Consider the following 12,006-nt stretch of genomic DNA (forward strand, 5'->3'; position numbering starts at 1 on the left):
GTTCACCGCTTCTCCTCCGGCTCCAGCAGGGCCCGTACCTTGAGGGTCCCGGTGCGGATACGTGTCTTCGCCGTGCCCAGCGGAACGTGCTCCGCCTCCGCGACCTCCCGCGCCGTCATGCCGTAGATCCCGGCCATCACCAGGGCCCGCGCCTGCTCCCGGGGCAGCTCCGCGACCGCTCGCCGGACCTGCTGCGCGCTGTCCTCGGCGAGGGCCCGCCGCTCGGGCGTCTCGGTGACGATGCCGAGCAGCGCGTCCAGGTCCTCCGGGGCGACCGGGCTCGCTCGCCGGGCCCGTGCCGTGTCGATGGCCAGGTTGTGCGCGATGGCCGTCAGCCACGTCCTTACCGAGCCGCGCCGGGGGTCGTACATCTGTGCGTGTCGCCAGGCCCGCTCGAAGGTCTGCTGGGCGACGTCCTCGGCGAGCTGGGGGTCGCCGAGCACGGCGACGGCCACGCCGAAGACCACGCCCTGGAAGCGGCGCACGAACGCCACGACGAGCTCGGGATCGCCCGTCGCCAGACCTGTGAGCAGTGCCTCGTCAGGCACCCGCCCGAGGGACAAGCTCATGCGCCACATACCAGGGATACGGTTCATCGGCCGAAATGTATTGCCTTGCAATAAATTATCCGCCCCCTTCGCCCCTCCGCCCCTCCGCCCCTCCGCCCCTCTCCCCGGCCCGTCCGTGATCCGGTCGACGGCAATCCCTTCGCCCGGCAGCGCCGTACCCCTTGCAGGGGGACGTTCCGGAGGACCGAATCATGACCATTCCGCGCACCCGCAACCGCGTATTCCTCGGCGTGGCCGCCGGCGGTCTGACCGCCCTGCTCGCCGCCTGTGGAAGCAGCGGCGACAGCGGCAGCACCGACACCACCACGACCCCGGCGAAGGCCGGTACCTCGACGACCCAGGTCACGGCGGTGCTCACCGACTTCCACATCCGGCTCTCGACGCAGAACTATCGACCGGGCCAGTACACCTTCACCGCGGAGAACATGGGCCACCACCAACACGCCCTGGAACTCGTGGGCCCCGGTGGCGAGAACCGCAGCAAGACACTGGATCCCGGGCAGTCCACGGCCCTCACGCTGACGCTGAAGTCCGGCACGTACCAGGTCTTCTGCCCGATCGGCGGACACAGGGACCTCGGCATGAACACGAAGATCACTGTCGGCGGAGCCCCGGCACCGTCCGGCGGCAGCAACACCACCACGTCTCCGGGCAACGGGTACTGAGTGATGACAGTCGAAGGAGTGACGGCGACCTCGAAGAGTCGTCGTCATCGACGTCGGCCCTGCCGGCGGGCGGGGCCAGGCTTAACCCTGGGAAAGGCCCGCCGCGTCGCCGGAGACCCACTCGCTCCACGGCATGTTCCAGTCGCTGAGACCGTTGTCCGGGGCCAACGCGGTTTTGTCCTTGGAGTTCTTGACGATCACGACGTCGCCGATCATCGAGTGGTCGAAGAACCACGCGGCGGGTTGCCTGCTGGCGCCGCCGCCCCTGACATCCTTCAGGCCCACGCAGCCGTGGCTGGTGTTGACCTTGCCGAAGACCGAGTCGGCGGCCCAGTAGTTGCCGTGAATGAACGTGCCCGAATCGGTCAGGCGCATGGCATGCGGTACGGCCCTGATGTCGTACGAGGGCTTGCCGTTCTTCTCCGTGAGGCCGACGCTCGCACCGTTCATATGGGTGTGCCTGAACTTCTCGGAGATCACCATCTGGCCGTTGTGCGTCGGGTGCTCGGGGCCGCCTGACGAGATCGGGATGGTCTTGATCGTCCGGCCGTCCCGTACGACGGTCAGCTGCTTCGTCTTCGCGTCCACGGTGCTGATCTGGCTCCGGCCGATCGTGAACGTGACGGTCTTCTGGACGCCCTCGTGACTGAGTGTGACGGTGACGGTGGAGCCGGGCTTCCAGTAATGCTCGGGGCGGAAGTCCAGGCGGTGGTCGTTGAGCCAGTGACCGACGACCTGCTGGCCGCTGCTGGAGCTGACCTGGATCTCCGACCGTACTGCGGCCTTGTCGCTGATCGCCCGGTCAAAGCCGACCGTCACCGGCATGCCCACGCCGACGGTCGAGCCGTCCTCGGGGGAGAGGTGCCCGATGAAGTCGTTGGCCGGGGAGACCGTGGCGATCGTGCCGCTGTCGGTGGCGGAACGGCCCTGGGGGTCCACGGCATCTGCGGCGATCTGGTACTTGGTGGCACGCTCCAGCCGGCCGTTCGGCTTCCAGGAGGTGCCGTCCGCAGACAGAGTGCCTGGTATCTCGGTGCCGGTCGCGATGGCGGTCATGGTCACCTGGGTGAGCTTCCCGCCGCTGACGGTGACGCCGACCGGGTCGTTGATCCCGACGCCGTACGCGCCTTGCCCGGGCGTAATCTCGATTCGGGCGTCGGACGTCACCGGGGCGCCCGTCTGCTGGACCTGCGCCTGCGATGTCGGGGCGTCGTTGGCCTTGCCGTCGTCGGCGGCGTTGCTCACGCCGCCGAGGGCCGTGACCGCGAGTATGCCGCCCAGTGCGCCGGTGGTGGCCACCAGCCCGGTGCGTCGTTTGCTCAGCATGATGAAACGCTTCTCCCATGACCCTGGATTTGCATCCCTGAGCCGATCGCCGAAGTCGTGCAACCAGCCTTGAGACCATAGGCACGCATCCATCCATAAATGGATAAATTGTGGCGAAGGGCACGCACTGGCGGGCGTGTCATCGAGGTTCGTGGGAACGGAACCTGTGGCGGCCAGTACTTCCGTAGGGTGCCTGGGTGTTCAGTCGGCTTGAGATCAGTCTGTTGCCACCGGGCCCCCGCTGGCCCGCCCAGTTGTGTTTCCGGACCGATGGCGAAGAAGTACTGGGCGGCGATCGGAGATGGCGGCCGCGGCCCGTCTGCGACGGAGGCGCTGCCGACCGAGGGCAAGGGTCCCTGTAACAGTCCGCCGCGCTGGATGGCCCCCCGCGCGGCGGCTTGCGCCAGAACGACCACGTGGCTGGACGCTGACGGGTTGGCGGGAGCGATGGTGACGAGGGTCGGCGGTGACCGGCATCAGTCGGACGTCAATCCCACCCCTGCGCTTGGCTGTCGTCGAGGTTCCCCCGGGGGATGTGGGATGACGCACGTGACATGAACAACACGTCGGTGCGGGTCAGCCGGCCCGAAGACCGACCGCCAAGGTCAGTTCGAGGACCCGGTGAGGTGATGCGAGATCCGGAAACAGTTCCCGCAGCTGCGACATCCGGTATCGGACGGTCTGCGGGTGGACGAACAGCGCCGCCGCGACCTCGTCCCGCCTGCCGTGGTGCAGGAGCCATGCCCGCAGCGTCTCCTCCAGCCGCCGCGCGGTCGCGGGAGGCAGGGCCCGCAACGGTGCGAGGGCTCGGGCACGCAGGTCTGCGAACGCGTCGGCGTCGGCGCTCAGCACCAGCTCGGGCAGGTGGTCCTCGGTGTCGCGAATATCGGGGGAGAGGGACCGTGCGCGTCCGGCTCGGGCGTACGAGGCGGACGCCCGAGTCCATGGCCGGGCCGGGCCGACCACGGCGGCGCGGTCGGTCAGCTGCCTCAGGAGATGTGATCGGTCGGCATCGGGGACGAGCAGTACGCCGGTGGCGTCCGGCAGATCGTCGAGGACGAGGGTGCTCGGGTCGAGCGCGCGGTAGGCGGGCCGGGCCTGGTCGGCGGGCAGCAGGACAGCGGTCAGAGAGACCGGAGGCTGCCACCCGGCCCGTTGAGCGGAGGCCAACAGCACGTCCGGGCTCGCGTCGGTGAGGAGGTCGCGGACCAGTTGTTCGAGGTGACGTTCATGAGCCCGGCCCCGGGCGGCCAGTTCGTCGGCGTGGCCCGCGGCGCTCGCGGCGGAGAGCTCGTCGATGTAGGCGAAGGTCAGCTCGGCGAACTTGGCGACCTCGGCGGCGGGCAGACCCGCGGGTACGGCACCCGCGGCCAGGCATCGCCAGGCCACGCGGGCGCCGACGCGGTAGGCGCTGAGCAGGGCGTCCATCGAACGGCCGTCACGCACCTCGCCTCGGCCCAGCTCGTAGGCCGCGTCACCGGCGTCGCCGCCCGTGGCGTTCCCGCTCGCGAGGTCCAGGTAGTGGCCCAGGGCGGTGCGGACGGCTCGGCGGATGGTGCTGCCCATGCTGCCCGAAAGGGCGTTCGCGTAGGGAGGGACCTCGTCGATGATCGCCTGCACGACCTCGTCGGCGGTGGTCGTCAGCGCGGCCCGAACCGCCGTGACCGTCGTCTCATCCAGGGCCAGTTCACTGGCCCTCCGGGTTGCATGGCTCACGCTTTTGTTCCCTACGAACAATTTGGCCGACCAGATTTACGTCCTACGGTCAGGACTTTACGCCCTGAGGCGCATCAAGCTGGAGTCATGACGAGTGCAGCCCTCCGCAGTAGGGCGTGGAAACTGCTGGAGATGGTCACGACGCCGCTGCTGCCGTCGGACTACCTTGACCTGGTCAGCCCGCTGCGTGCGGGCGCCGACCTGCGTGGGCGCATCGAGGCCGTGCACCCCGAGACGGACGACGCCGCGACCGTCGTGATCAGACCGGGACGGGGCTGGCGCGGCCACACAGCCGGTCAGTACGTGCGGATCGGGGTCGACGTCGACGGGGTGCGCCTGTGGCGTGCCTACTCGGTCACCTCGCCGACAGACCGCCAGGACGGCCGCGTCACAATCACCGTGAAGGCGATCCCGGACGGCAAGGTCAGCAACCACCTGGTCCGCAGGGCGAAACCGGGCACACTGATCCAGCTCGACCAGGCGACCGGCGACTTCGTGCTGCCGGAGGCCAAGCCCGCCAAGGTGCTCTTCCTGACGGCCGGCAGCGGCATCACGCCGGTGATGGGCATGCTGCGCGACATCGAGTTCGACGACGTCGTCATGGTCCACTCCGCGCCGCGGCCGCGAGACGTGATCTTCCGCAACGATCTGCACGACCTGGTCGCGGACAAGAAGCTGCGTCTCACCGAGCTGCACACCGACACCGACGGCACGCTCGACATCGCCCGTCTCGACGAACTCGTGCCCGACTGGGCCGAGCGCGAGACCTGGGCCTGCGGGCCCGCGGGCATGCTCGACGCCGCCGAAAAGCACTGGGCCGAGCACGGCGTCCAGGAGCGCCTGCACACCGAACGCTTCCGTCCCACCATCGTCGCCGCCGGCGACGGTGGCGAGGTCACCTTCAGCGCCACCGGCAAGAGCGTCGACGCGGACGGCGCCACACCGTTGCTGGACGTCGGCGAGGAGGCCGGCGTGCTCATGCCGTCCGGGTGCCGCATGGGCATCTGCTTCGGCTGCGTCACACCGCTCAAGGCGGGCGCCGTCCGCGACCTGCGCACCGGCGAGATCACCGAGGCCGAGCCGGGCGTCCTCATCCAGACCTGCGTGTCCGCCGCGGCGGGCCCTTGCGACATCGAACGGTAGGAGCACCTTGACCGCCATCGACCCCACCGCCCACCTGACCGCGGAGCAGATCGAGGAGCTCGGCCGCGAGCTGGACGCGATCCGCGACGAGGTGATCGCCGACCGGGGCGAGAAGGACGCCGCCTACATCCGGAAGGTCATCTCGGCGCAGCGCAGGCTTGAGCTGGTGAGCAGAGGTGTGCTGCTGTTCTCGTTCTTCCCGCCCGCGTGGCTGATCGGCACCGCCGGTCTGTCCGTGGCGAAGATCATGGACAACATGGAGATCGGCCACAACATCCTGCACGGCCAGTGGGACTGGATGCGGGACCCGAAGATCCATTCCACCACCTGGGAGTGGGATCACGTCTCGCCGTCCGAGCAGTGGAAGCACTCGCACAACGAACTGCACCACACGTACACCAACGTGATCGGCAAGGACAACGACCTCGGCTACGGCATCATGCGCGTCGACGAGGACCAGCGGTGGCACCCGTTCCACCTCGGCCAGCCGCTGTGGAACTTCCTCAACGCCTGCTTCTTCGAGTACGGCATCGCGGCGTACGACCTGGAGCTCGGCAAGAACCTGAACAAGCGCCGCCGCAAGAACCCGGAGTTCCGTGAGCGGGCCAAGGCCGTGGGCCGCAAGATCCGCAAGCAGGTGCTCAAGGACTACGTGGTCCATCCGCTGCTGTCGGGCCCGTCGTTCCTCACCACGCTCGCCGCCACGTTCACCGCGAACCTGGTCCGGAACGTCTGGACCCACTCGGTGATCATGTGCGGGCACTTCCCCGAGGGCGTGCAGGTCTTCGAGCGCCGGTCGATCAAGGGCGAGACGCGCGGCCAGTGGTACCTGCGCCAGATGATGGGCTCAGCGAACATCAGCGGCAGCAAGGCCATGCACTTCATGTCCGGCAACCTGTCCCACCAGATCGAGCACCACCTGTTCCCGGACCTGCCGAGCAACCGGTACGCCGAGGTCGCGGTGAAGGTACGCGCACTGTTCGAGAAGTACGAGCTGGAGTACGTCACCGGGCCGCTGCCCAAGCAGGTGTTCTCCGCGTGGCACAAGGTCTTCCGCCTCTCACTGCCGAACAAGAAGCCCAAGGCCAAGACGCCGGACCGCGAGCAGGAGCTCGTCGCGGCCTGACTCCCGGTTCCGGTTCAGATCTTTCGGTCGCACCGGCCGTACCGGCGGCAACGCCGGTTCTGGTGAGATCCGTTGTGGACAGCGGGCGACCGCTGCCCACAACGGCAGACCGTACGACATCGGATCCGGGGCGGGGTCCGCTGTCGGGCTGTGCTGTCGCCTGGACGTGTGCCGGGAGCTCGTACTGGTGCATCTGCTTTTGCTGGTGTCATACGAGGTACCGGCACCCCACGTTGGGCCGCTCGGCCGTCGGCACGTCGCGGATACCCTGCGCGAATGAAGCGGATGCAGCGGGCCGCCGGCGTGATTGTCGGCTCGGCGGTGGGTGACGCCCTGGGCGGACCCTTCGAGTTCGGTCCCGAGGGAGCGTTCTCCGCGCGGTTTCCGGCGCCAGGTGCCGGTGGCGAGATGTGCGGAGGCGGTGGCTGGGACCCTGGCGAGGCCACTGACGACACGCAGATGGCCGTTCTGATCGCGGAGTCGCTGCTGGAGCGGGGCGGACTGGATCTGCCGGACATCTTCGCCCGCTTCCAACGGTGGGCAGCATCAGCACCGAAGGACATCGGCCTGCAGACCGAAGACGTCCTCACCAACGACATGCCCTGGGACCTCGCCGCCGCGATCCATTTCCAGGTCAACCAACGAGCGGCGGGAAACGGCTCCTTGATGCGGGCATCGACCTCAGCCGTCCACTTCGCCACAGCCGGCCAGCAAGCCACCATGGACGCGGCCCGCCGCATCGCCGCCCTCACTCACGGTGACCGAGCGGCCTGGGAAGGCACCGCGATCTTCCATGAACTCATCCGTGTCGCGCTCGCCGACACCGACCCGCTCACCGCGCTCCCGCACATCCTGACCCTCGTCCATCCCGACCACCGCAGGCGCTACGCCACAGTCCTCGCACCTGACTGGCACCCCGATCAGGCGACCGAGTTCAACGGTGCCGTCTGGCCCTGCCTGGGCTCCGCTGTCTGGGCCCTGCGCACCACCGCCGGCTTCGAGGACGCGATACGCGCGGCGATCGACCTCGGCGGTGACACGGACACCGTCGCCGCGGTGACCGGAGGCCTCGCCGGGGCGTACTACGGGCTGGATGCCATCCCCGCTCACTGGACCCAGCCGCTCCATGTCCCCCTCCCGGGCTTCGAGGGACGCGTGCTGCGCCTGGCGGATCTGCTCCACCTCGCACACCGCCTCGGAAGCTGAACCGGAACATGCTCCGCGACGGCACCCATCACGGAGCTGCTCGCCGCCCGGGCCTCTCGCAGCCCTGGTTGCTTTGACCGAAGGGATGGGGGTCCCTCCCGCCGACATGGAGGCGTGACACCTTATTCCGGAACCGGGCGAACCGGAATTCGACAACGAAGGTCGCGCCTGCGGCTTGCGTGAAGGGCGTCGCGGTCGCTCAGAGGCGGCCGTCCAGGGACTCCCGTACCTCGCCGATGGTCATGGGCCCCGTGCCGTGCGCCACTGCCTCTCCCTCCTTCAGCAGGACGTAGGACGGGGCTGCGGTGATCCCGTATCGCTCGGTTGCGGCCGGACAACGCGTGATGTCGGTGCGGACGGCCGTCAGGCGGCCCGTGTATTCGCCGGCGATGACACCCACGACGAGGTCCATCGCCCGGCAGGGCTCGATTGCCTTGGGCCATGTCCCGGTGAAGTATGCGAGGACCGGTACTTCGCTCATCCCGAGGATGAAATTGAACTCCGCGTCCTCACGGGGTTGGTGAACCCGTTTCGCCATGGAAGCTCCTGACCTCGCGTTCCGTCATTCCACCCCCATCATCCCTCGCGTGGTGCGCCAGGCCGACCCGGTCGGTTGTCCGGCTGACCTGCCGGAAGGGAGGTACCGGGCTGTCGCAGAACCACATTGGTCCCCGGCGAGCGGCCCAGCCCCCGCCCCTGGTGACCCGGCCCGGCCGCTCCGAGGGGCGTCCCGGTCACCCAACTCCAGCCCACCACGCACCCATGGGTCAGCTCGTGCCAGGACAGGTGCATGTGGGCCGTAGGTTCATGTCGACGCGAGCGCGCGGCTGGTGACCCCTGGTCAGCGGCGGCCGGTGGCCAGGATGACGAGGAACTGGCCGCCGCCCGCTTCGATGTCGGCGGTCACCGGCAGCCCAGGTGTCAGCCGGGAGAACCGGTCCTCCAACCAATCCGCCGCTTCTTGGGCGTCCTGCCTGGTCGGACAACGGCCCACGATCTCGCGTCCCCCCTTGCGCTCCAGCCGCGCGGCAACGGTGATCAGCGGCGCGGGTTCGACCACGTACAGGCGGTCCGGCCAGGCGATGACCACCTTGACCGCGCCCTTGCGGGTGTTGCACGCGCGGTGCGCGAGCCGCTCGGCGACCTTGGCCTTCCGGTCGGCGGTCCGGCTGTCAACGCTGGGCCCCTGCGGGTCGTTCACCGATTTGTCGGGGTCGACCGGTTCGTCGCACACCCAGCACCGCCAGGCATCACGCTCGGCCACATCATCAAGGAGACTCATCGAAGCAAGCTAGCCTGCCCAGCCGTCACCTCGCGCACCAGGGCCTCGGCAAATCAGCGATCTGTGGTCCATATTGTTCCTGCACTGCGCAAGAATGATCAATTGTCTCCGCCGCCGCCCGAGTTCACCTGGTGACCTTTAGCTCAGCAAGTCGACCGCGCCGCGGCCGTGGACTTCGCGGACCGGCTGAGGAGTCTGCCTGTGCCGACCCCGGACGTCTCGCGTCTTCACCGGGGCGGCAACCTGCAGATGTGCGCCGACCGCCCTCACCAGGGAGAAACGACCATGGAACGGGCTTCGTCTTTGCCGCGGTCAGCGCCACGCGGTCCTATTGGCACTCGGCAGCTGAGGGGCAGACGTAGTCCAGGATTCGGCGATCGGGACGGGGGCACTCCGGCTCGCCACGTCTCTTACGGTCATCCGCACGAAGGGTTGCGTCGGGCTTTCAGCGGGTGATCGAGATTGCGAAGGGCGCGAATCCACTGGATCGAATCACGTGTGGCACGAACAGGATCGCGGCCTCGGCAGCTCGCGCGGTCTCGATCCCGCCGAGGTCCGTGATCCACTCCTGCTGCCAGCCGAGGTCGGCGAGAAGCCCGCGTACGACCTGTTTGGCCTCCGGGTCCTTGCCGGAGAGGAAGACGGTCGGTGTCTGGGTGAGCGCGGCTGGCGCGGTCATCACCGTGTAGAGCATCGTGTTGAGCGTCTTCACGACGCGTGTGCCGGGGAGAGCTTCTTGAAGTTGCTCCGCGAGGCTCGAGCCGGGGTAGAGCAGGTCGGTCGGCAGGCCGTCCGGTCCGTCGACGGTGGCGTTGGAGACGTCTACGAGAATCCTGCCCTGCAGTTCCTCGCGCATTTCGGTGAGCCGCTCCAGCGAGCCGGCGCCCGGGGTGGCGTTGATGACGATCTGCGCTGTCCGGGCGGCGTCGGCGGCAGAGCCTGGTGAGCGGTCCGCAACGGTCACCTCGTGCCCGGCCCGGGTGAGGGCCAGGGCCAGGTTGCCGCCGACGCGGCCGTTTCCGAGAACGGCGATCATGGTCATGCTGATGTGGTCCTTCCGGTGTTCGTGGTTCTCGTGGGAGTCAGCGGGAGAGCGTGATGACGGCTTTGGTGTGCACGCCGGGTGCGGCAGCCAGGAAGCTCTCGCTCTCCGGGGTCCAGGGACGGCCCTCGGCGTCGGATATCTGTCCGCCGGCCTCGGCGACGAGCAGCGCCCCGGGAAGCAGGTCCGCTCGGGCCCCGGCGAACTGCCAGAAGGCGTCGACGCGGCCGGCGGCCACGTTCAGCAGGTGCAGGGTGGCGGGCACGGATGTGCGCACCACGAGCGCATCGAAGAGCATCGCGGTGATCGAGGAGCCTATTTGTCGTACGACCTTCTCGTCCTCGTCCGGCCTGGCCTGGCTCGTGGCCACGAGGCTCAGGCCGAGGTCCGTGGTCCGGGACACGTGCAGCGGGCGGCCGTCGAGGTGGGCGCCGGCGCCGGCGAGTGCGGTGTAGGTCTCACCGGTCAACGGCAGGTGAACGACGGTCAGTACCGGCTGGTTGTTACGCACGAGAGTGGCGGTCACCGCCCACTCCGGCAGGGCGTGCAGGTGGTTGACGTTGCCTTCGGCCGGATCCAGGACCCACCATTCGCCGGGAGGCAGGGCCCCGCCCGCGAGCTCGTCCTCCACCAAGCGGGCGTCCGGGCGCAGGACGGCGAGGCGGGGGCGCAGGATGTCGAGGGCCGCGTCGTCGTTGGCGGCGAGCGCGCGCATCAGTTCTTCGCGGGTCTCGTAGCGGACCACCTCCCCGAACCGCTCCCGCAGCGCCGAACCCGCCGCGCGCACGGCGATCGCGGTCTGCGCGAGCAGGTCGGCGTCGGACGCGTGGCCGGCGGTTGCGGCAATCCCGGTGGTCTGAATCGACTCGGGCATGGTGATGCTCCCATCTGAGTAAGGGGTGGTGAGGCGGAGCGGGCGAAAACCGTGTTCTTCCGTGCCCGCATCTCGAAGGTAGGAGGGGCCATCATTAACTGCAAGTGCATGTAAAGCACGGCTAGGATGACTCTCATGCAATTGGATTTGAACCTGCTCGCCGCGCTCGATGCGCTCCTGGAGGAAGGCAGCGTCACCGGAGCTGCTGAGCGCCTGCACGTCACCGCCCCCGCGATGAGCCGAAGCCTCGGCCGGATCCGGCGCACGACGGGGGATCAGATCCTGGTGCGTACCGGGCGCACGATGACCCCGACGCCGTACGCGATCGCCGTCCGGGAACAGGTGCACGAACTGCTCCAGCAGGTTCAGGGCGTGCTGGCACCCAGCCGCGAACTCGACCTCACGACACTCGAACGCACCTTCACACTCCGCTGGCACGATTCCCTCGTCGCCCTCAGCGGCCCCGCCCTTCTGGAGTCCGTACGCCAGCAGGCGCCGGGCGTGCGTCTGCGCTTCATCGCGGAATCGAGCATCGACACCCCCGAGTTGCGTCGCGGCGAGGTCGACCTGGAGGCGAACGCGAACCGCCCGACCGCACCCGACGTTCGCGCCGATCGGGTGGCTGAGATCCACCACGTCATCGTCGTGCGGCGTGGGCACCCGCTCACTCCGGCCAAGGCTGTCACCGCCGAGCAATACGCCGCGGCCGAGCACCTCACGGTCTCGCGGCGCGGAAAGCTCAGCAACGCCCTCGACGACGCTCTCGCACGGCTCGGCCTCACCCGACGGGTGGTGGCGACCGTGCCCACCGAGGGAGCCGCGTTCGCGTTCGTGCGGGGCTCCGACCTCCTCGTCACAGTCCCCGAATCGACGGCGCGTTCAGCGGCCGCGGTTCTCGGTCTGACCCTGCTCCCACTGCCGTTCGAACTGCCGTCGGCCCCGGTGTACCTGTCATGGCATCAGCGCTATGACACCGACCCCGCACACATCTGGCTACGTGATCTGGCGCGGACCGCGTTGGCGCCCAGCCGGCCTTGATCCGGCGTATCTCGCGGGG

At 68.7% G+C, this 12,006-nt stretch carries 12 protein-coding genes; 5 read left to right on the top strand and 7 right to left on the bottom strand.

The genetic code is table 11. The features are described 5' to 3' along the window. Window positions 1–2 precede the first annotated feature (2 nt). The gene (locus OG241_RS49955) at window positions 3–578 is read right to left on the bottom strand and encodes an RNA polymerase sigma factor (protein WP_405826873.1); all 576 of its coding nucleotides are present in this window, start codon (window positions 576–578) and stop codon (window positions 3–5) included. Between the two features lie 182 nt (window positions 579–760). On the opposite strand from OG241_RS49955, the gene OG241_RS49960 reads away from it, so the two are divergent. Continuing rightward, entirely contained in the window at window positions 761–1,234 is a 474-nt protein-coding gene (locus OG241_RS49960; RefSeq protein ID WP_405825883.1) for a plastocyanin/azurin family copper-binding protein, read from the top strand. Window positions 1,235–1,315: 81 nt separating this feature from the next. On the opposite strand, the gene OG241_RS49965 is transcribed toward OG241_RS49960, so the two are convergent. Both OG241_RS49965 and OG241_RS49970 read right to left on the bottom strand, forming a co-directional pair. After that, complete coding sequence (locus OG241_RS49965; RefSeq protein WP_405825885.1) at window positions 1,316–2,560, bottom strand: Ig-like domain-containing protein; 1,245 nt, start codon at window positions 2,558–2,560, stop codon at window positions 1,316–1,318. Between the two features lie 576 nt (window positions 2,561–3,136). Next, the gene (locus OG241_RS49970; RefSeq protein ID WP_405825887.1) at window positions 3,137–4,276 is read right to left on the bottom strand and encodes a PucR family transcriptional regulator; all 1,140 of its coding nucleotides are present in this window, start codon (window positions 4,274–4,276) and stop codon (window positions 3,137–3,139) included. An 87-nt stretch (window positions 4,277–4,363) separates the two neighbouring features. Here OG241_RS49970 and OG241_RS49975 point away from each other — a divergent pair, with 87 nt between their 5' ends. The 3 genes from OG241_RS49975 (at window position 4,364) to OG241_RS49985 (ending at window position 7,751) form a co-directional block, all read left to right on the top strand. Next, complete coding sequence (locus OG241_RS49975; RefSeq protein ID WP_405825889.1) at window positions 4,364–5,419, top strand: ferredoxin reductase; 1,056 nt, start codon at window positions 4,364–4,366, stop codon at window positions 5,417–5,419. 7 nt (window positions 5,420–5,426) lie between these two features. Further along, window positions 5,427–6,545: a fatty acid desaturase family protein gene (locus OG241_RS49980; protein ID WP_405825891.1), complete on the top strand. Its 1,119-nt coding sequence runs from the start codon at window positions 5,427–5,429 to the stop codon at window positions 6,543–6,545. Window positions 6,546–6,821: 276 nt separating this feature from the next. Further along, on the top strand, window positions 6,822–7,751 hold the full coding sequence (locus OG241_RS49985) for an ADP-ribosylglycohydrolase family protein (protein WP_405825893.1): 930 nt from the start codon (window positions 6,822–6,824) through the stop codon (window positions 7,749–7,751). Between the two features lie 199 nt (window positions 7,752–7,950). On the opposite strand, the gene OG241_RS49990 is transcribed toward OG241_RS49985, so the two are convergent. The 4 genes from OG241_RS49990 to OG241_RS50005 form a co-directional block, all read right to left on the bottom strand. Beyond that, complete coding sequence (locus OG241_RS49990) at window positions 7,951–8,289, bottom strand: thioredoxin family protein (RefSeq protein WP_405825895.1); 339 nt, start codon at window positions 8,287–8,289, stop codon at window positions 7,951–7,953. A 303-nt stretch (window positions 8,290–8,592) separates the two neighbouring features. Then, window positions 8,593–9,033, bottom strand: a complete 441-nt coding sequence (locus OG241_RS49995) for a hypothetical protein (protein WP_405825897.1) — start codon at window positions 9,031–9,033, stop codon at window positions 8,593–8,595. A gap of 445 nt (window positions 9,034–9,478) precedes the next feature. Next, window positions 9,479–10,075 (bottom strand): NADPH-dependent F420 reductase, encoded by a 597-nt coding sequence (locus OG241_RS50000; protein ID WP_405825899.1) that lies wholly within the window; start codon window positions 10,073–10,075, stop codon window positions 9,479–9,481. 40 nt (window positions 10,076–10,115) lie between these two features. Further along, a complete protein-coding gene (locus OG241_RS50005; RefSeq protein WP_405825901.1) occupies window positions 10,116–10,949 on the bottom strand; it encodes an inositol monophosphatase family protein in 834 nt (277 codons plus the stop codon). 135 nt (window positions 10,950–11,084) lie between these two features. Between OG241_RS50005 and OG241_RS50010 the strand changes: the two genes are divergently transcribed. Continuing rightward, entirely contained in the window at window positions 11,085–11,987 is a 903-nt protein-coding gene (locus OG241_RS50010) for a LysR family transcriptional regulator (RefSeq protein ID WP_405825903.1), read from the top strand. The last annotated feature ends 19 nt before the right edge of the window (window positions 11,988–12,006 follow it).

It is taken from the genome of Streptomyces sp. NBC_01390 (assembly GCF_045040105.1).
Taxonomy (GTDB): Bacteria; Actinomycetota; Actinomycetes; order Streptomycetales; family Streptomycetaceae; genus Streptomyces.